The organism is Mesorhizobium sp. M1338 (assembly GCF_040318045.1).
GTDB lineage: Bacteria > Pseudomonadota > Alphaproteobacteria > Rhizobiales > Rhizobiaceae > Mesorhizobium.
Genome location: NZ_JAMYLL010000023.1, coordinates 26,946 through 46,647, shown reverse-complemented (window position 1 = coordinate 46,647; position 19,702 = coordinate 26,946). Strand labels below are relative to the sequence as shown.

Annotated in this window: 19 protein-coding genes and 1 tRNA gene; 3 read left to right on the top strand and 17 right to left on the bottom strand. The window is 60.9% G+C overall.

Features of this window, described 5'->3' with window-relative positions; all coding sequences use genetic code 11:
• The first annotated feature begins 1 nt into the window (after position 1).
• The gene (locus NKH19_RS20040; protein ID WP_352871787.1) at positions 2–1,063 is read left to right on the top strand and encodes an ABC transporter ATP-binding protein; all 1,062 of its coding nucleotides are present in this window, start codon (positions 2–4) and stop codon (positions 1,061–1,063) included.
• A gap of 134 nt (positions 1,064–1,197) precedes the next feature.
• Positions 1,198–1,668 carry a nucleoside deaminase gene (locus NKH19_RS20035; RefSeq protein WP_352871785.1) on the top strand — a complete coding sequence of 157 codons (471 nt, stop codon included), beginning with the start codon at positions 1,198–1,200 and terminating at the stop codon, positions 1,666–1,668.
• A gap of 123 nt (positions 1,669–1,791) precedes the next feature.
• Here NKH19_RS20035 and NKH19_RS20030 read toward each other — a convergent pair.
• Positions 1,792–1,867, bottom strand: a tRNA-Lys gene (locus tag NKH19_RS20030).
• 257 nt (positions 1,868–2,124) lie between these two features.
• On the opposite strand from NKH19_RS20030, the gene NKH19_RS20025 reads away from it, so the two are divergent.
• Positions 2,125–2,592 carry a BA14K family protein gene (locus NKH19_RS20025; RefSeq protein WP_352871783.1) on the top strand — a complete coding sequence of 156 codons (468 nt, stop codon included), beginning with the start codon at positions 2,125–2,127 and terminating at the stop codon, positions 2,590–2,592.
• A gap of 94 nt (positions 2,593–2,686) precedes the next feature.
• Here NKH19_RS20025 and NKH19_RS20020 read toward each other — a convergent pair whose 3' ends face one another.
• The 16 genes from NKH19_RS20020 to NKH19_RS19945 form a co-directional block, all read right to left on the bottom strand.
• Positions 2,687–3,163 (bottom strand): DUF6882 domain-containing protein, encoded by a 477-nt coding sequence (locus tag NKH19_RS20020; RefSeq protein ID WP_352982684.1) that lies wholly within the window; start codon positions 3,161–3,163, stop codon positions 2,687–2,689.
• 34 nt (positions 3,164–3,197) lie between these two features.
• Entirely contained in the window at positions 3,198–4,691 is a 1,494-nt protein-coding gene (glpK, locus tag NKH19_RS20015) for a glycerol kinase GlpK (RefSeq protein ID WP_352871779.1), read from the bottom strand.
• 92 nt (positions 4,692–4,783) lie between these two features.
• Complete coding sequence (locus NKH19_RS20010; RefSeq protein WP_352627831.1) at positions 4,784–6,511, bottom strand: ABC transporter substrate-binding protein; 1,728 nt, start codon at positions 6,509–6,511, stop codon at positions 4,784–4,786.
• An 80-nt stretch (positions 6,512–6,591) separates the two neighbouring features.
• On the bottom strand, positions 6,592–6,879 hold the full coding sequence (locus NKH19_RS20005) for a DUF2160 domain-containing protein (protein ID WP_352871777.1): 288 nt from the start codon (positions 6,877–6,879) through the stop codon (positions 6,592–6,594).
• 67 nt (positions 6,880–6,946) lie between these two features.
• Entirely contained in the window at positions 6,947–7,870 is a 924-nt protein-coding gene (locus NKH19_RS20000) for a carbohydrate ABC transporter permease (protein ID WP_352871775.1), read from the bottom strand.
• 1 nt (position 7,871) lies between these two features.
• A complete protein-coding gene (locus NKH19_RS19995; protein ID WP_023759298.1) occupies positions 7,872–8,738 on the bottom strand; it encodes a carbohydrate ABC transporter permease in 867 nt (288 codons plus the stop codon).
• The gene (locus NKH19_RS19990; protein WP_352871772.1) at positions 8,739–9,821 is read right to left on the bottom strand and encodes an ABC transporter ATP-binding protein; all 1,083 of its coding nucleotides are present in this window, start codon (positions 9,819–9,821) and stop codon (positions 8,739–8,741) included. It lies immediately after the preceding gene.
• 9 nt (positions 9,822–9,830) lie between these two features.
• Positions 9,831–10,910 (bottom strand): ABC transporter ATP-binding protein, encoded by a 1,080-nt coding sequence (locus tag NKH19_RS19985; RefSeq protein ID WP_352871770.1) that lies wholly within the window; start codon positions 10,908–10,910, stop codon positions 9,831–9,833.
• A gap of 42 nt (positions 10,911–10,952) precedes the next feature.
• Positions 10,953–12,479 carry a glycerol-3-phosphate dehydrogenase gene (gene glpD, locus NKH19_RS19980; RefSeq protein ID WP_352871768.1) on the bottom strand — a complete coding sequence of 509 codons (1,527 nt, stop codon included), beginning with the start codon at positions 12,477–12,479 and terminating at the stop codon, positions 10,953–10,955.
• 125 nt (positions 12,480–12,604) lie between these two features.
• Positions 12,605–13,372, bottom strand: coding sequence for a DeoR/GlpR family DNA-binding transcription regulator (locus tag NKH19_RS19975; RefSeq protein ID WP_352871767.1), 768 nt, complete (start codon positions 13,370–13,372; stop codon positions 12,605–12,607).
• A 128-nt stretch (positions 13,373–13,500) separates the two neighbouring features.
• Entirely contained in the window at positions 13,501–14,913 is a 1,413-nt protein-coding gene (locus NKH19_RS19970; protein WP_352871766.1) for a pyridoxal phosphate-dependent decarboxylase family protein, read from the bottom strand.
• A 100-nt stretch (positions 14,914–15,013) separates the two neighbouring features.
• On the bottom strand, positions 15,014–15,745 hold the full coding sequence (locus NKH19_RS19965) for a proteasome-type protease (protein ID WP_352871764.1): 732 nt from the start codon (positions 15,743–15,745) through the stop codon (positions 15,014–15,016).
• A gap of 32 nt (positions 15,746–15,777) precedes the next feature.
• Positions 15,778–16,572 carry a transglutaminase family protein gene (locus NKH19_RS19960; protein WP_352982680.1) on the bottom strand — a complete coding sequence of 265 codons (795 nt, stop codon included), beginning with the start codon at positions 16,570–16,572 and terminating at the stop codon, positions 15,778–15,780.
• A gap of 52 nt (positions 16,573–16,624) precedes the next feature.
• Entirely contained in the window at positions 16,625–17,566 is a 942-nt protein-coding gene (locus NKH19_RS19955; RefSeq protein WP_352871761.1) for an alpha-E domain-containing protein, read from the bottom strand.
• Between the two features lie 160 nt (positions 17,567–17,726).
• Positions 17,727–19,139 carry a circularly permuted type 2 ATP-grasp protein gene (locus NKH19_RS19950; RefSeq protein WP_352871759.1) on the bottom strand — a complete coding sequence of 471 codons (1,413 nt, stop codon included), beginning with the start codon at positions 19,137–19,139 and terminating at the stop codon, positions 17,727–17,729.
• Between the two features lie 170 nt (positions 19,140–19,309).
• Positions 19,310–19,546, bottom strand: coding sequence for an Lrp/AsnC family transcriptional regulator (locus tag NKH19_RS19945; RefSeq protein WP_010909609.1), 237 nt, complete (start codon positions 19,544–19,546; stop codon positions 19,310–19,312).
• Between the last annotated feature and the right edge of the window lie 156 nt (positions 19,547–19,702).

Here is a 19,702-nt window from a genome sequence, read left to right as displayed (position 1 = left end):
AATGGCTTCGGTAACAATCAACAACGTCCAGAAAGCTTTCGGAACGGCCAAGATCATTCACGACGTCAGCGTCGACATCGCCGATGGCGAATTCGTCATCCTGGTCGGCCCGTCAGGCTGCGGAAAGTCGACGCTGCTGCGCATGATCGCCGGACTTGAAACGATCTCGGGCGGCAGGATCGCCATTGGCGACCGCACCGTCAACAATCTGCGGGCGCGCGACCGCAACATCGCCATGGTGTTCCAGAACTACGCGCTCTATCCGCATATGACGGTGGCCGACAATATGGGCTTTGCCCTGAAGATCAAGAAAGCCGATCCGGCCGACACCGCCAGCCGCGTCGGCAGGGCCGCCAGCATTCTTGGCTTGGACAAGCTGCTCGACCGCTACCCGCGTCAGCTTTCCGGCGGCCAGCGCCAACGCGTAGCCATGGGCCGCGCGATCGTGCGCGACCCGCAAGTCTTCCTGTTCGACGAGCCGCTCTCCAATCTCGACGCCAAATTGCGCGTCCAGATGCGCGGCGAGATCAAGGCACTGCACCAGCGGCTGGGCACCACCACCATCTATGTCACGCATGACCAGATCGAGGCCATGACCATGGCCGACAAGATCGTCGTGCTGCACGACGGGCTTGTCGAGCAGATCGGCGCGCCGCTCGATCTCTATGACCGTCCGGCCAATCTCTTCGTTGCCGGCTTCATCGGCTCGCCCGCCATGAACTTCATTGCCGGCCGTATCGAGGAAGGCATTTTCCGCAGCACCGGCGGGCTGACCCTGCCGCTGCCTGAAGACATCAACCTGGCAAAAATTCCCGAGGGTGAACTCATCTACGGCATCCGTCCCGAACATATCCGAGCAACGACTTCCCAGGGTATTGCCGGCACCATCGTGCTCCTGGAAGCCACGGGTTCGGAAATCTTCGCACGGGTCGACTGCGCCGGCGAAGAAATCTCCTGCCTTTTCCGGGAACGGCTTGCGCTGAAACAGGGCGAGCAGATGCGGATCGAGATCGACCGCGCCTGTGCTCATCTGTTCGACGCCAAGACCGGCCGGCGGCTGTAGCGCCAAGGGTCTGATATCCCGACGCAAAGGTCTCAAGCGTCGGGTTAGCTCTTGCCAGTCGCGTCGCTTGGCAGCAATCTCGGCTCAAAGAGCCGCTCATCGGGTGGTGGATGCCGGTGCGACAGGATTTTGCCATGACCCGCGATCAGATGCTCGCCCACCTCCGCGCCGCCGGTGAAGTCGCGCGCGAGGCGGCGGCGCATGGGCACCATCCCTTCGGCGCCGTCCTGGTCGGGCCCGACGACCGCATCCTCATGCGCCAGGGCAATCTCGACACGGTGCGTCACGCCGAGACCGAGCTCGCCCGGCGCGCCGCGGCGGCCTACGAGCCGGAGTTCCTATGGCAATGCACGCTGGTCTCGACCTTTGAGCCGTGCGCGATGTGCGCTGGCACGATATATTGGGCGAATATCGGGCGGCTGGTCTACGGGTGCGATGAGACCAAGATCCTTGTGCTGACCGGGGATCACCCTGAGAACCCGACGATGAGCCTCTCCTCGCGCACCGTGTTCGGCTCCGGCCAGAAAAAGATCGAGGTCTTTGGCCCCTTCCCCGAAATCGAGGATGAGTTGCACGAGCCGCATCGCGATTTCTGGAAGCGCTGACGCTTCGTGCCAGTCGGCAACCCCGGTCAATGGCAACAGCCGTCGGCTCGATCGGAGCCGTAATGCTGCTACCGTGCGCTTGGGAAAGATCTCCCCCCTGGCTATGGTGGATTTCCTTGAGTTTGGTGAGCGCGATGGGATTCGAACCCATGACCTACTGATTAAAAGTCAGTTGCTCTACCGGCTGAGCTACGCGCTCCCGCGGGCTCAAAAGCCGCCCTCGAAATTGCGCGGAACATAGGGAGAGTGCTTCGACCGGTCAACCGGAAAAAGAGGGTTCGTATACATGGTGGCTTCGCCCCATCGCGGCACTTGCTCGCCACGGCGACGCTGAGAGAGCAGCCAAGGAACTCAGCCATTTTTTGCCCGCCGCGGCATTCAGTCCGGGGAACAATTGCATATGCCACTCGTTTTCTCAGCACAGGGACGTCCGCTAAACCCTTGAGGAGAAGAGCAATGAACAGAATCACAGCGGGTATGCTGGCAGCCACGCTCTCGGCCACATTCGTCGCGGCGGAGACGGTGCCCGTTAACGCCCAACCGAACTATGTGCCGCAATCCCAGGTCGCGGTGCCGGATGTGCAGACAGTCCAGTACCAGGAGTGGCGCAAGAACCGCTACAATCGCAGTTTTTCGCGTGACCGCAATTTTTCCCGCGATCGCGGCGCGTATTGGAACGGCCATCGCGGCTATCGCGAATATCGCCCCGGCTACCGCCGTCACGGCGATTACTGGTTCCCGCTGGCTGCCTTCGCGACGGGGGCGCTGATCACCGGAGCCATTATCAACAATGAGAAGAATCGTGTCTATGAAGGCAACGCGCATGTGCAGTGGTGCTACGACCACTATCGCAGCTACCGCGCTTCGGACAACACGTTCCAGCCGAATTACGGCCCCCGCAAGGAGTGCCGTTCGCCCTATTGATCCAAGGGTGAGAGGAAATAGCTGATAGTGTCGCGTTGAAAGGTCCGCACCAGCAATGGCGCGGACCTTTTTCATTCAATGTATCGATGTAGCGTCAGCCCGCCCAGCTGATGCTCTTGACGATGTAGTAACGCGCATCGCCTTCCGCGCTCGGTGACCGATATGCTCCAAGGGCATCGCAAATTCGAACCGCTACTGCGCTCAGTTCCCACCCAAGCACTTCCAGGTCATCATCCGCGTCCGTAGCGTAAGTCTGGGTCAGTTCGTCGATGCTGTTCGTCTCGCCGAAGGATCGAACCCGCTTTGCATCGATCATGACATTGTCGGGCCAATTTGAATTTGCCCAAGCCCAGAGCCAACTCTGTGACTTAGCGCTCGTGGAACCGGCAATCTGGACCTCTGCGGTCAATTTGACGTCCGCGTCCTTGGAAAACAGAAGTCTTCTGGTCGCTATGTCATAGTCGTAGCGAGACCAGTGGCCGATGCGGAAGTCTTTCTCCAAGCGGTCATTCTTGACCGTCAGCTGTTCGATAGCCTCATCGCGCCACGCAGGATACCAGTCTGGCTTCATCCCCTCGCCCCATCACTCACCACCTCATGGCTGTTTATTGCACGCTCAGCGTTCTGCGAACAGCATCGCGCCAGCCAGCTAGCTTAGATGCGCGAATGCCGGCATCCATGTCGGGCTGGAATCTTCGTTCGAGTGCCCAGCTTTTCGCGAACTTCTTGGCATCCGGCCACACACCTGCCTTCGAGCCGGCCAGCCACGCGGCACCCAACGCCGTCGTCTCCAAAATGGTCGGGCGGTCGACCGGTGCATCGAGGATGTCGGCGAGGCGCTGCATGGTCCAGTCGGACGCCACCATGCCGCCGTCGACCCGAAGCACGGTCTTGGCCGAAGCGCCCTTCCAGTCCTTGCGCATGGCGTCGAGCAGGTCGCGCGTCTGGTAGGCCACGGCTTCCAGCGCGGCGCGAGCGAACTCCGCCGGACCGGAATTGCGCGTCAGGCCGAAAATGGCGCCGCGTGCCTCGGCGTCCCAGTGCGGTGCGCCCAGTCCGACGAAGGCGGGCACCAGATAGACGTTTTGCGTCGCATCAGCCTCGGCCGCCAATTTGCCGCTCTGCTCGGCCTTGCCGATCACCTTGATGCCATCGCGCAGCCACTGCACGGCAGCACCGGCAATGAAGATCGAGCCTTCCAGCGCATAGGTCGTCGTTCCGTTCAGCCGGTAGGCAATGGTGGTCAAAAGCCGGTTCTTCGAGCGCACCAGGTCACTGCCGGTGTTGAGCAGCGCAAAACAGCCGGTGCCATAGGTGGACTTCATCATGCCCGGCTCGAAACAGGCCTGGCCGATTGTCGCGGCATGCTGGTCGCCGGCCACGCCGAGGATTTTTATCTCGGCGCCGAAGAGATTTTTCTCCGTGATTCCATAATCATCGGCGCAGTCCTTTACCTCGGGAAGCATTTTTGCCGGGATGTTGAGAATGGCCAGCAGCTCCTCGTCCCAGGCATTCTCAGCGATGTTGTAGAGCAGCGTGCGCGAGGCGTTGGTGGCGTCGGTGGCATGAACCTTGCCCCCGGTCAGCCGCCAGATCAAAAAGCTGTCGATGGTGCCGGCCAGCAATTCGCCTTTCTCTGCGCGCTTTCTCGCGCCCTTCACTTTGTCGAGCATCCAGGCGATCTTGGTGCCGGAAAAATAGGGATCGAGCAGCAGGCCGGTCTTGCGGGTGAATTTCTTCTCCAGTCCCTGCTTCTTGAGTTTCTGGCACAGCGGCGCGGTGCGCCGGTCTTGCCAGACGATGGCGTTGTGGATCGGCTTGCCGGTCGCCCTGTCCCAGATGACGACGGTCTCGCGCTGGTTGGTGATGCCGATTGCTGCCACTTCGGAAGCATTTCGGCCGGCCTTCTTCAGTGCCGTCTTCACTGTAGACACGACACTCGCCCAGATATCCTCGGGATCGTGCTCGACCCAGCCGGAGGCCGGATAATGCTGGGTGAATTCCTTCTGCCCGCTGCCCGCGACCTTCAACTCGCCGTCGAACAGGATCGCCCTGGTCGATGTCGTCCCCTGGTCGATTGCCAGCACAAAACCGCTCATTCCAGCGCCCTCCGCCTCGATGCAAAGAGGGGAGACGGCAACGAGCCGCCTCCCCCAATTTCACGGGCGCGCGAACGCCCGCATAGACAATGCTACTTCTGCCAGCTCTTCACCAGTTCGTCGTAGTTGATGGTGATCGGCTTTTCCTTCTCGTTCTCGATCTTCAGCTGAGGAGCGAGATTGCCCTTCTTGACCGCGTCGGCGTTCCAGTAGGCGAGGTCATGCTCTTCGGCCATCTTCGGGCCGATATCGCCCTGGACGCCCGACTTCTCGATACGGCTCATCACCTTTTCCTGCTCGCCGCAGAGCGAGTCCATCGCCTCCTGCGCCGTCTTGGCACCCGACGATGCATCGCCGATCGCTTGCCACCAGAGCTGTGCCAGCTTCGGATAGTCAGGCACGTTGGTGCCGGTCGGCGACCACTGGACGCGAGCCGGCGAACGGTAGAACTCGATCAGACCGCCGAGCTTGGGCGCACGTTCGGTAAAGCTCTTGTCGTGGATCGTGCTCTCGCGGATGAAGGTCAAGCCGACATGGCTCTTCTTCACGTCGACGGTCTTCGAGGTGACGAACTGCGCGTAAAGCCAGGCGGCCTTGGCGCGGTCGGTTGGGGTCGACTTCATCAGCGTCCAGGAACCCACGTCCTGATAGCCGAGCTTCATGCCGTCCTTCCAGTAGACGCCGTGCGGCGACGGTGCCATGCGCCACTTCGGCGTGCCATCGTCGTTCAGCACTGCCTTTGCGCCGGCATCGACCATCGAGGCGGTGAAGGCAGTGTACCAGAAGATCTGCTGCGCGACCGCGCCCTGAGCCGGCACCGGGCCGGATTCGGAGAAGGTCATGCCTTGTGCTTCGGCTGGAGCATAAGCCTTCAGCCAGTCGAGATACTTCTGGATCGAATAGACGGCGGCCGGGCCATTGGTGTCGCCGCCGCGCGCCGTGCAGGAGCCGACCGGTCGCGAGTTCTCGTCGACCTTGATGCCCCACTCGTCGACTGGCAAGCCGTTCGGCAAACCCTTGTCGCCATTGCCGGCCATGGACAGCCAGGCGTCGGTGAACCGCCAGCCGAGCGACGGATCCTTCTTGCCGTAGTCCATGTGGCCATAGACCTTCTTGCCGTCGATCTCACGGCCGGTGAAGAACTCGGCGATATCCTCATAGGCCGACCAGTTGACCGGAACGCCGAGGTCGTAGCCGTACTTGGCCTTGAAGTCGGCCTTGTTCTTCTCGTCGTTGAACCAGTCGTAACGGAACCAGTAGAGGTTGGCGAACTGCTGGTCGGGCAACTGGTAGAGCTTCTTGTCGGGCGCCGTCGTGAACGAGGTGCCGATGAAGTCCTTCAGGTCGAGGTTCGGATTGGTGACATCCTTGCCGTCGCCCGCCATCCAGTCGGTCAGGTTGCGCACCTGCTGGTAACGCCAGTGGGTGCCGATCAGGTCGGAATCGTTGACCCAGCCGTCATAAAGGTTCTGGCCGGTCTGCATCTGGGTCTGGATCTTCTCGACGACGTCGCCTTCCTGGATGACGTCATGCGTGATCTTGATGCCGGTGATGGCGGTAAAGGCCGGCGCCAGCACCTGCGATTCATACTGGTGCGTGGCGATGGTTTCCGAAACGACCTTGATGTCCATGCCGGCGAAAGGCTTCGCGGCATCGATGAACCATTGCATTTCGGCTTCCTGGCCGGCGCGGTCGAGCGTCGAAAGCGGTCCGATTTCCTTGTCCAGGAATGCCTTTGCCTCGTCCATTCCGGCATAGGCGTTGCCAACCCCGAGCAATAGGACAAGCGCAGTCGTTGATGTTAAAAATTGCCGTCGCATTAGTTTCCTCCACTGTTTTAAGGTTTCAAGCGCGATCTGGAGCGGCCGCCGGCACGCGGTCGCTCCAACAGTTTCCCCCTCTATACGTAGCGGAACACGCCAACGGCGTAGACCACGGAGAGAGCGAGAGCCCACCACAGGTTGGATCCAACAAAACCCAACCAAGCGAGATGGATAAAGGCGCTGCCGAGCAGCGACAGGAAGAGACGGTCGCCACGCGTCGTCTCGAAGCGAAGGACGCCGACGCGCGGATTGCCGCCCGGCGAGGCATATTCCCACGCCGCCATGCCGCACAGCAGCAAAAGAATGGTTCCGAAGAAGGCCGCGGTCGGCCAGGTCCATGCCATCCAGGTGAGGTCGAAATTCATGACCAGACCCTCCCCGGGGCGAAACTCTTGGCGATGGTGTTGCGCGCGAACTCTTGCGTTCGTTTCATCAAACCCTCCCCAGGGCGAAACCCTTGGCGATGTAGTTGCGCACAAACCAGATGACCAGCGCGCCGGGGATCAGCGTCAGCACACCAGCGGCGGCGAGCAAGCCCCAGTCCATGCCGGCGGCCGAAACCGTACGGGTCATGGTGGCGGCGATCGGCTTGGCGTCGGTTGTGGTCAGCGTGCGGGCGATCAGCAGTTCCACCCATGAGAACATGAAGCAGAAGAAGCAGGCGACGCCGATGCCGCTCGCGATCAGCGGCATGAAGATCCTGACGAAGAAGCGCGGGAACGAATAGCCGTCAATATAGGCGGTCTCGTCGATTTCCTTCGGCACGCCTGACATGAAGCCTTCGAGGATCCACACCGCCAATGGCACGTTGAACAGGCAATGCGCCAGCGCGACGGCGATGTGGGTGTCGATCAGGCCGAAGGCCGAGTAGAGTTGGAAGAACGGCAGCGCAAACACCGCCGGCGGCGCCATGCGATTGGTCAGCAGCCAGAAAAACAGGTGCTTGTCACCGAGGAAGCGGTAGCGCGAGAACGCATAGGCCGCAGGCAGCGCCGCGGCCACCGAGATCACCATGTTCATCACCACATAGGTGATGGAGTTGACGTAGCCCGAGTACCAGGATGCATCGGTGAAGATGGTGACGTAATTGGCGATCGTCGGTGCATGCGGATAGAGCGTCAGTGAAGAGACGATCTCGGCATTGGTCTTGAAGCTCATATTGATGAGCCAGTAGATCGGCAGCAAAAGCACGATGATGTAGACCGTCGGCACGATCCACCACCAGCGCGATTCCTCGCCGCGGCGGCGCATCAGCCGCGCGATCTGGTCCTGCGACATCGCACTGGCGAGCCCTTCCGAAGCCGTCGTTTCGCTCACTCTGTCCTGCCTCGTCGTTCTTTCGTTGGCGCCGCTCATCTCAGCGCTCCGCGTCGTAGTTGGTCATCACGGTGTAAAACACCCATGACAGCAGAAGGACGATGAGGAAGTAGACCAGCGACATGGCCGCGGCCGGCCCGAGGTCGAACTGGCCGAGCGCCGTCTTGACGAGGTCGATCGACAGGAACGTCGTCGAGTTGCCGGGACCGCCGCCCGTCACCACGAAGGGTTCGGTGTAGATCATGAAGCTGTCCATGAAGCGCAGCAGCACGGCGATCAGCAGCACCCGGTTCATCTTCGGCAGCTGGATGTAGCGGAACACCGCCCAGCGCGAGGCACCGTCGATCTTGGCCGCCTGATAGAAGGCATCCGGAATGGAGACCAGGCCGGCATAGCAGAGCAGCACGACGAGGCTGGTCCAATGCCAAACATCCATGATGATGACGGTGACCCAGGCGTCGAACGAATCCTGCACGTAGTTGTAGTCGATGCCGAGCGCATTGACGTAATAGCCGAGCAGGCCGATGTCGTTGCGCCCAAAAACCTGCCAGATGGTGCCGACGACGTTCCACGGGATCAGCAGCGGCAGCGCCATCAGCACCAGGCAGACTGGCACACCCCAGCCCTTTTTCGGCATGTTGAGCGCGATGAAGATGCCGAGCGGCACTTCGATGGCAAGGATAATAAAGGAGAAGATCAGGTTGCGGACCATCGCCTCCCAGAAGCGGCTGGAAGAGAGCAGCTCCTCGAACCACTCGGTGCCGGCCCAGAAGAAGACGTTGTTGCCGAAAGTGTCCTGCACCGAATAGTTGACGACCGTCATCAGCGGGATGACCGCCGAGAACGCCACCAGCACCAGCACCGGCAGCACCAGGAACCAGGCTTTGTTGTTCCAGGTCTTTTCCATCTATGCCCCCATCTCGACGCGCGCCATCTCAACCAGCCAGGAATCGGCATAGATGTTGATGCCGGCCGGGTCGAACCGCACTTTTGGTTCAGCGGGGACGGTTTCGTCCTCGCCAATCACGGCAGCGATCTCGCGGCCTTCAAGCTTCGCGCGCACCACCTTGTGGCGGCCGAGATCCTCGATCTTGCTGACTTGTACGGCCATGCCGTCGCGGCCGAGCCGGACATATTCGGGACGTATGCCAAGCTCTATGGCGCCACTGGCTGCCTTGGGTGCGCCCGGCAGTTCGATCCGCTGCGCCCCAAGCTTCGCCGTCTTGCCGTCGATCGCCACCGGCATGACGTTCATGCCGGGCGAGCCGATGAAATAACCGACAAACGTATGGCGCGGTCGTTCGAATAGTTCCGCCGGCGTGCCGATCTGCACGATGCCGCCATCATACATCACCACGACCTGGTCGGCGAAGGTCAGCGCCTCGGTCTGGTCGTGCGTGACGTAGACCATGGTGTAGCCAAAGCGGCGGTGCAGCTGCTTCAATTGCGAGCGCAGCACCCACTTCATATGCGGATCGATGACGGTCAGCGGCTCGTCGAACAGAATGGCGTTGACATCCGAGCGCACCAGTCCGCGGCCGAGCGAGATCTTCTGCTTCTGGTCGGCGGTCAGTCCCCTCGCCTTCTTCTTCGCCCACGACGCCAGGTCGATCATCTCCAGCGTTTCGCGCACCTTGCGGTCGACATCGGCTTCCGGCACGCCACGATTGCGCAGCGGGAAGGCCAGATTGTCGTAGACGGTCATGGTGTCGTAGATGACCGGGAACTGGAACACCTGCGCGATGTTGCGCTCCTGCGTCGACAGTTTGGTCACGTCCTTGCCGTTGAACAGCAACTGGCCATGCGAGGGATGAAGCAATCCCGAAATGATGTTGAGCAGCGTGGTCTTGCCGCAACCCGAGGGCCCGAGCAGCGCATAGGCGCCGCCATCCTCGAAGATGTGATGCACTTCCTTGAGCGCAAAATCGGCATCCGTCCGCGGGTTCGGCAGGTAGGAGTGGCGGATGTGATTGACGTCGATGCGCGCCATATCGCTCTCCTATGCCGCCAGCTTCGGTGCGCTTACGGCGCGGCCTTGCCCGTCGAAGACCATAATGTGACGCGGGTCGATAAACACGTCGATCGCGGCGTCAGTCTCGAAATCGAGGATACCGTGGGTCAGCATGACCCAGCGCGCATCGGCGAAGTCGAGATGGATGAAGCTCTCCGACCCGGTGATCTCGGTGATGGTGACCTTCGCCCGTACCGGCACGGCCAAGGCATTGGGCCGTTCGAGCGAAAGATGGTGCGGCTGGAAGCCGACCGTATAGTTCGCATCGGCAATGCCGACGAGTTCGGCCGGCACCGGCAGCTTGACGCCGCCTTCGAGTAAAAAGTCCGGACCCTTCTTGGCCAGCACGATGGTGTTGAGCGGCGGGTCGGCGAAAGTCCTGGCCGTCACCAGATCGACCGGCTTGCGGAACACGTCGATTGTCGGGCCGAACTGGGTGATGCGTCCTTCGGAAAGTGTCGCCGTATTGCCGCCGAGCAGCAGCGCTTCGTGCGGCTCGGTCGTGGCATAGACGAAGATGGTGCCGGTGGCGGCAAAAATCCTCGGCAGTTCGGCGCGCAGTTCCTCGCGCAATTTGTAGTCGAGATTGGCAAGCGGCTCGTCGAGCAGCACCAGGCTGGCGTTCTTGACGATGGCACGCGCCAGTGCGGTGCGCTGCTGCTGGCCGCCGGACAGGCTCAGCGGCGTGCGGTCGAGATAGGGTGTCAGCTTGAGAAGTGCGGCGGCATTGCGCACTTCCTTGTCGATCTTCGCCTGATCGGTGCCGGCCACCCTGAGCGGCGAGGCGATGTTCTCGTAGACGGTCATCGCCGGATAGTTGATGAACTGCTGGTAGACCATGGCGATCTTGCGCTTCTGCACCGGCACGCCGGTGACATTCTGGCCGTCGAACCAGATCGAACCGGAGGTCGGCACATCGAGGCCGGCCATCAGCCGCATCAGGCTGGTCTTGCCGGAGAGCGTGGGTCCAAGCAGGACGTTGAGCGAGCCATGCTTGAGCGTCAGCGACACGTCGCGGATATGCTCGACCGCACCAATCGTCTTGGTGACGTTTCTCAGTTCCAGCATGACGCCTCCTCCCAGGCCTTCCACATCAGTTCAAAACCCTCTTCATTCGGCGGCCGCGACATGTCGCCGGCTTATGCCGTGCATGAATTCATCGAGCGCCGCCACCTGCTCGCGGCTGAGATGCAGACCGCGCTTGGTCCGCCGCCACAATACATCTTCGGCGGTGACAGCCCATTCGTTTTGAACGAGATAGCGCACCTCGGCCTCAAAAAGATCGGCGCCGAAGTTGCGGCCCAGATCAGCATTCGATTTGGCCAGCCCCAGCAGCATCCTTGCGCGGGTGCCGTAGAGCCTTGTCAGCCGGCGAGCCAGGCGCGCGTCAAGAAACGGATAGGCGGTTTTTAGTTTCGCCACTTCGGCATCGAAACCGGTGGCCGGGAAATCGCCGCCCGGCAGCGGCGCGTTTGCCGTCCATGGCTTGCCGCGCTTGCCGAGAAAACCCTCGATCTTTTCCAGCATCGATTCCGACAGCCGGCGATAGGTGGTGATCTTGCCGCCGAAAGCATTGACGATCGGAGCTGCGCCCTCGCCGCCATCGGCCTTGAGCACATAGTCGCGTGTCGCTTCCTGCGCCTTGGAAGCACCGTCATCATAGAGCGGACGAACGGCCGAATAGGTCCAGACGATGTCCGAGCGCTTGACTGGTTGCGCGAAATATTCGCTTGCCGCGGCGCAGAGGTAATCGATCTCGGTGTCGCTGATCTTCACGTCATGCGGATCGCCGGGGTAATCCTGGTCCGTGGTGCCGATCAGGGTGAACTCTTCCTCGTAGGGAATGGCGAAGATGATGCGGCCATCCCGGTTCTGGAAGAAATAGGCGCGCGGATCGTCGAACTTCTTGGCAATGACGATGTGGCTGCCCTGCACGAGGCGGACATTGTGCACATCGTTGAGGCCGACGACGCCGGAAAGCACATGATCGACCCAGGGCCCGGCGGCATTGACCAGCAGTCGCGCCTTGATCTCTTCGGTCTTGCCGGTCTGCAGGTCCTCGATCCGGATCGTCCACAACCCGTTTTCGCGTCGCGCGCCGATCACTTTCGTTCGGGTGCGGACCGTCGCGCCGCGATCGGCGGCATCACGCGCGTTCAGCGCCACCAGCCGCGCATCGTTGACCCAGCCGTCCGAATATTCGAAAGCCTTCTTGAACAATGGCTTCAAAGGCTTGCCGGCCGGGTCCTTGGCCATGTCCAGCGTCCTGGTTGCCGGCAGCAATTTGCGCCCGCCAATATGGTCGTAGAGAAAAAGACCGAGCCTGATCAGCCAGGCCGGGCGCAGGCCCTTGGCATAGGGCAGCACGAAGCGCATCGGCCAGATGATATGCGGCGCGTTCTTCCACAGAACCTCGCGTTCCATCAGCGCCTCGCGCACCAGGCGGAATTCGTAGAATTCGAGGTAGCGCAGGCCGCCATGGATCAATTTGGTCGAGCCCGAGGAGGTTCCGCTGGCGAGGTCGTTCATCTCGGCGAGGAAGACGGAAAAGCCACGCCCGACAGCATCGCGGGCAATGCCGCAGCCATTGATGCCGCCGCCTATGACGAAAATGTCATGGATCGGAGATGCTTCCACAAATTCCTCCAGCGATTTCGCATTGCACCATTTTTGGCCTTTACGAAACCGTGTCGGAATTATTTCGAAATCATAACGAATGTCAAACGAAATATCACGAGCGTGTGGTGCCAAGCTGAAACCGCCTAGGAGAGCGACGTCTCGATCAGTTGAACCTCGGCCTCCTGGCAGATTTTGCGCACCGACGGGATGTCGCAACGGTCGGTGATGAAGGTGTTGACCTGCGACAGGTGGCCGATGCGCACCGGTGCGGTTCGCTCGAATTTGGTCTGATCGGAAACCAGGATGACATGCCTTGCATTGGCGATGATCGCCTGCGCCACTTTGACCTCGCGGAAATCGAAGTCCAGCAAGGCGCCGTCATGGTCGATCGCCGAGGCGCCGATCACCGCATAGTCGACCTTGAATTGCCTGATGAAGTCGACCGCCGCTTCACCGACGACGCCGCCATCGGAGCCGCGCACAACGCCACCCGCAATCACAACCTCGATCGACGGATATATCCGCATCCTATTGGCAACATTGATGTTATTGGTGATGACCATGAGGCCGCTGTGATCGAGCAGCGCCTTGCTGACCGACTCTGTCGTGGTGCCGATGTTGATGAACAGCGAGGCGTTGTCGGGGATCAGCCTGGCGGCCGCCCGGCCGATCGCCTCCTTCTCGTCGGCGGCGATCTTGCGCCTGGCCTCGTACTCCATGTTCTCGATGCCGGACGGGAACAACGCGCCGCCATGGATGCGCGAAAGCAGCCTCTGGTCGCACAGGTCGTTGAGATCCTTGCGTATGGTCTGCGGCGTCACGTTGAAATGTGTGGCCAGATCCTCGACCAGCACCCGACCATGATCCTTGGCCATCTGGATAATTTCGGCATGGCGTGGCGACAGATACATAGGACAACCTCCCGTTTTCGTTTTTCTTGTCTATAGTCGAAAACGAAACCAATGAAAAGGCGTAAGCCGGCTAATGAAATGCATATGATTGCAAAGGCAAACGCCAACGCAATCCCGACTGGACCTGATCAGGCCACACCGCGCGCTATTTCCATGATGACGGTGAAAGCCATATCGATATCGGCGGCGGTCGCTTCGAACTGGCCGACCTGGAAACGGATTGCGACCTGCCCATCGACCCTCGTCTGCGTCAGGTAGATGCGGCCATCATCGTTGATCGCATTGACCAGCCGCAGATTGTGCTCGTCCGCCTCCGCGTCGGTTATTGCCTTGTGCCGGAACGAGAACAGGGACAGCATCGGTTCGCTGACGATCTCGAAATCCGGCTCCCTTGCCAGCCGCGCGGCAAGCCTTTCGCTCCAGGCGACATGATTGCGGATCATTGCGCGCAGGTTTTCCAGCCCATGCGCGCGCAGCAGGAACCACAATTTCAGCGCGCGAAAGCGGCGGCCGAGCGGCACCGACCATTCGGAATAGTTGATGATGCCGTCGCGGCCATGCGTCTTCAGGAATTCAGGCTTGATCGCCAGGGTGCGAACAAGATCCTCCGGCCGGCGGATGAACTGCATCGAGCAGTCGAACTGCGCGCCCAGCCATTTGTGCGGGTTGAAGACGATGGAATCCGCCCGCTCGACACCAGCCCAGAAACGCCGGTACTCCGGGCAGATCATCGCCGAGCCGGCCCAGGCAGCATCGACATGCAGATAAAGCCCGTGCCGCTGCGCCACCGCGGCGACGCCAAGGATATCATCCGTGCCGCCAGTGCTGGTGCCGCCGACGCAAGCGATGATGCCGGCCGGCTGCATACCGGCCTCGCGGTCGGCGACGATTGCCGCCTCGAGCGCTGCCGTGTCCATGGCGCGAAAACGGCCGCCGACAGGAATGCGCACGAGATTGTCCTCGCCGATGCCGGAAATCCAGATCGCCCGATCGATGGAGGTGTGCACCTGGTCGGAGGAATAGATGCGCAGCCGCGCCTGCCCGGCCAACCCTTGTTTGTTGCCTTGCCAGTCCAACGCCCGTTCACGCATGGTCAGCACCGCGGCCAGCGTCGCCGACGAGGCTGAATCCTGGATCACCCCGGAAAACCCTTCCGGCAGGCCGAGCGCCTGGCGCATCCAATCGACGGTGCGTGTTTCGAGCTCGGTTGCCGCAGGCGACGTCTGCCAAAGCATGCATTGCGCGGCCATCGCCGAAACCAGATATTCCGCCACCACCGAGACCGGCGCCGCATTGGCCGGGAAATAGGCGAAGAAGCGCGGATGCTGCCAATGCGTCATCCCCGGCAAAATCTTCTCTTCGAAGTCGGCGAAGATCTGGTCCATCGGTTCGGCGTCTTCGGGTGGTGACGCCCCTATGCTTCTAAAGATGTCGCCGGGCTCGACCAGTGGCCGCACTGGCTGCTCGCGCAGCGTGCTGCGGTAGTCGGCGCCCCAGTCGGCGGCGCGCCGCGACCATTGCCGGAACTCATCGTTGTTCATCCTGTCCTCCCGACATGATCCCTCGCCGCCATCCGTCGCGGCTGGCCTCTTATTATTTAACGCGTGAAATATATGCAACCGCCAGCGTATGCGGCACGCCTCAGCCAGGGAAATCCGGCAGGCTGGCAAAAGCCGTCTTCAGCGCATTCGACCAGCCGTCCGAGATCGTGCGGTAATACTGGTCGTCATGCGCGATCCGCTTCTTCAACCCGACCTTGAAAGCGTCCTTCTCCAGGAAGAGCAGGTCGAGCGGCAGGCCGACGGACAGGTTCGACTTCAACGTCGAATCGAACGATACCAGCAGCAGTTTCACCGTCTCGGCGAAGCTCATCGTCTTTTCATAGGCGCGGATGATGATCGGCTTGCCGTATTTGGTCTCGCCGATCTGGAAGAACGGCGTGTCATCGGTCGATTCGATGAAATTGCCTTCGGGATAGATCATGAACAGGCGCGGCTCGCTGCCCTTGATCTGGCCGCCGAGGATGAAGGAGGCATTGAAGTAGGAATCCGCCTTCTCGCCCGCGGGCGACGAACTGGCGATGACTTCCTTGACCGTGTCGCCGACCATCCGCACCGTCTGATACATCGACGGCGTTTCCAGAAGCGTGGCATGACGGTCGGCAATTGCCTTGGTGCGTTCGTCAAGCAGGCTGACCACGGCCTGCGTCGTCGCCAGGTTGCCGGCCGACATCAAAACGACGACGCGCTCGCCCGGCTGCTCCCAGACATGCATCTTGCGGAAGGTGGAAATCGAATCCATGCCGGCATTGGTGCGCGTGTCGGACATGAACACGAGCCCGCGATCGATCTTCAGGCCAACGCAATAAGTCATGGAATCTCTTCTGGCGGCAATCTTGCGAAGGATTACTGCTCCACCGTGACGGTGACCGCAAGCTCTTCTTCCGCCTGTCCCAGCCGAATTCCCGACACCGGCGTGGCGTCGCGGTAATCGCGGCCGGTTGCCACCTTCACATAGCGCTCGTCAGGCGAAATGCCATTGGCGGCATCGAAGGCAACCCAGCCGAGACCCGAAACATGCGCTTCGGCCCAGGCATGGCTTGGGGCCTGCTCGACCGTCGCGTCCAGCATCAGATAGCCGCTGACATAGCGGGCCGGAAAGCCCATGGCGCGCGCCGCGGCGGCAAAGATATGGGTGTGATCCTGGCAGACACCGGTCTTGAGCGCCAAGGCTTCCTCCGCAGGCGTCGTTGCATTGGTGGTGCCGGGCGTGTAGGCGACGCGCTCGCCGATGACGGCCATCAGCCGGTGCAGCCTTTCGATGTCGGTGCCCTTGCCGACAGATGAGGCGAGTTCGCGAACACCGCCGCCGATCGCCGTCAATGGCGTTTCATGGCTGTACAGCCAGAGCGGCGTAAAACCCTGGTGTGGCCCGGAAACGCCCGCGGTGTCGCGCGTCACCACTTCGCCCGATGCTTCCACCGTGATGAAGTCGCGCTCGCCCTCGACGCTCAACAGTCTGGTGTCGTTGCCGAAATGGTCGACAAAGCGAACCTCTTCGCGCGCGCCTTCGATGGTCAGAGCCCAGGACAGAACGGTCTGCGTCGATCCGCTGACCGGAAGCAGCCGCAGCCGCTGCAACAGATAGTGCACCGGCGCATCGTAGCGGTATTCCGTCCGGTGGGTGATCTTCAGCCGCATGCGCTATGTCCCGCTTGTGAGCATGATCTTGTCCCACTTTTCGGAGCCATGCTCAATTGAACCGGTAGTCCTGCGCGATCTCGTCACCGAGCTTGGTGTTGTCGCGAATGAAATTGGCCAGGAATTCATGCAGGCCGGCATCGAAAATATCCTTGATCGACCCGGCTCTCAGCATTGTCTGCGTCTTCTCGGCCGTTGCGTGGCAGGCATGGCGTTCGCCGTAATCGTCGCCGAGGAACTTCAGATGCTCCGACAGGAAGCGATAGCAGAAGGTCAGCGAACGCGGCATGCGGACATTGAGGATCAGATAGTCGGCAATGTTGGTCGGCTTGTAGTCGGCGTCGTAGACCCAGCGATAGGAGCGATGCGCCGACACCGAGCGCAGGATCGATTCCCACTGGTAGTTGTCGAGCGTCGAGCCGACCCAGGAGATCGACGGCAAGAGCACATAGTATTTCACGTCGAGGATGCGCGCCGTGTTGTCGGCGCGCTCGACATAGGTGCCGAGCTGCGAGAAATCGAAGATCTCGTTGCGCAGCATGGTGCCATAGAACGAGCCGCGGATCAGCGCCGTCTCGCGCTTGATAGCGTCGAGCACGCTGGGCAGGTCGCGCTCGTCGATCGGCCTTGCCAGCATCCGCTTCAGCGACATCCAGGCTTCGTTGATGCTCTCCCATGTCTCGCGCGTCAGCGCCGTGCGCACCATGCGGGCATTGTTGCGGGCCGTCTCGATCGCCGCCATCGTGCTCGACGGGTTCGACGTGTCGCGCAGCAGGAAGTCGGCAACATTCGCGGCGGTATAGTCAGAGTATTTCTGGCTGAAGGTGACGTCGGAGCCGGCGCTGAGCAGCACCGAATTCCACTCTTCCGACGCGCTCTGGGTGCGGGTCAGCGCCATGCGCAGACCGGCATCGACCAGCCGAGCCATATTCTCGGCCCGCTCTATGTAGCGGTTCATCCAGTAAAGCCCGTTGGCGGTGCGGCCTAGAAGCATGTCAGGCGAGCCGGTGAATGGTGAATGGTGAATGGTGAATAGTGGATCGACACAGGTAGAACCTCATATACGCCGTCCCCTTGCATCCAGGCATCTGACCATTGACCATTCTACCATTCACTATTCACTATTCACTATTCACTATTCACTATTCACTGCACTAATCATCCAGCACCCACGTATCCTTCGTCCCGCCGCCTTGCGAGGAATTGACGACCAGCGAGCCTTCCTTCAGCGCGACACGGGTCAGCCCGCCGGGGACGATCTGGATGCGGTCGGAGACCAGCACATAGGGTCTGAGGTCGACGTGGCGCGGCGCCAGCCCCTTTTCCGTCAGGATCGGACATGTCGACAGCGCCAACGTCGGCTGGGCGATATAATTCGAGGGCTTGGCCGCCAATTTCTTGGCGAAGGTCTCGCATTCCTTCTTGGTCGCCGCCGGCCCGACCAGCATGCCGTAGCCGCCGGAACCATGCACTTCCTTGATCACCAGCTCGTCGATGTGCTCGAGCACATATTTCAGGCTATCCGGCTCCGAGCAGCGCCAGGTCGGGATGTTGCCGAGGATTGCCTTGCGGCCGGTGTAGAACTCGATGATCTCGGGCATGTAGGAATAGATCGCCTTGTCGTCGGCGATGCCGGTGCCCGGCGCATTGGCGATGGTGATGTTGCCGGCACGGTACACATCCATGATGCCGGGTATGCCAAGTGTAGAGTCAGGCCGGAAGGTCAGCGGGTCGAGGAACGAATCGTCGACGCGGCGGTACAGCACATCGATCTGCTTGTAGCCTTCGGTCGTGCGCATCGCGACATGACCGTCGACGACCCGCAGATCCTGGCCTTCGACCAGCTGCACGCCCATCTGGTCGGCCAGGAAGGCGTGTTCGAAATAGGCGGAGTTGAAGCTGCCTGGCGTCAACACCGCAATCGTCGGCGCGCCCTTGGTGCTCTGCGGCCGCACTGCCGCCAGCGACTGGCGCAGAAGCTGCGGGTAGTTTTCCACCGGCCGCACCTTGATTTTCTGGAACAGCTCGGGGAACAGCTGCATCATCGTCTCGCGGTTCTCCAGCATGTAGGAGACGCCCGACGGCGTGCGCGCATTGTCCTCCAGCACGTAGAATTCGTCCTCTGAGATGCGGACGATGTCGACGCCGATAATGTGGGTGTAGACGCCGGCCGGCGGCCTGACCCCGATCATTTCCGGCAGGAATGCCTCGTTTTTGGCGATCAATTCCCTTGGAACGCGCCCGGCGCGCAGGATTTCCTGGCGGTGGTAGATGTCATCGAGGAAGGCGTTCAGCGCCTGCACGCGCTGCTCGATGCCTTGCGTGAGGCGCCGCCACTCATTGCCCGAAATGATGCGGGGAACGATATCGAACGGGATCAGCCGCTCGGAGGCTTCCTGCTCGCCATAGACGGCGAAAGTGATGCCGGTCTTGCGGAAGACGCGTTCGGCGTCCTGCATCTTCTCGGTAAGCCTGGCCGGATCCTGCTCTTTCAGCCAGCGATCATAAGCCGAATACGGTCTTCTCAATCCGGAGACTTCCGGAAGCATTTCATCGAACGCTGCCAATCGCATACTCCCCTGTGACGCCATTTCACTGGCGTCGCCGGAGAAAATCAAGCGCAATCGGTGATTTGCGAGATACGGGCGATCAGTATGTTGCACCTGCCTAAAATTGAGGCAGCCGAAATATAACAGTAATCAGGCTTTGCCTCGTGTCCGGGCAAGCGGGTTTCCAGCTAGAAAGCGCGGAACGTGACCACTGTGAACGTGTCCTTGATGCCGGGGAGAATCTGCACCTTCTCGTTGACGAAATGGCCGACATCTTCCTCGTCGTCGACATAGAATTTGGCGAGCAGATCGTAGTTGCCGGCGGTGGAGTAGATTTCCGAGGCGATCTCGGCATCGGCAAGCGCACTGGCAACCTCATAGGATTTGCCGAGTTCGCATTTGATCTGCACGAAAAACGCCTTCATGGCTTCGTCCCGCTAAACGTCCAAGTCCAAGCGGCCCTTCTGGCAGACTGGAGGCGGGCTTTCAAGCGCTGGAATTTGTGCTCAACCGGCCCGGCCTCGATCTACGCCGCATCATTGGCATGCAGCGCTGGAGGAGCTTGCCACGGAGCACCAACA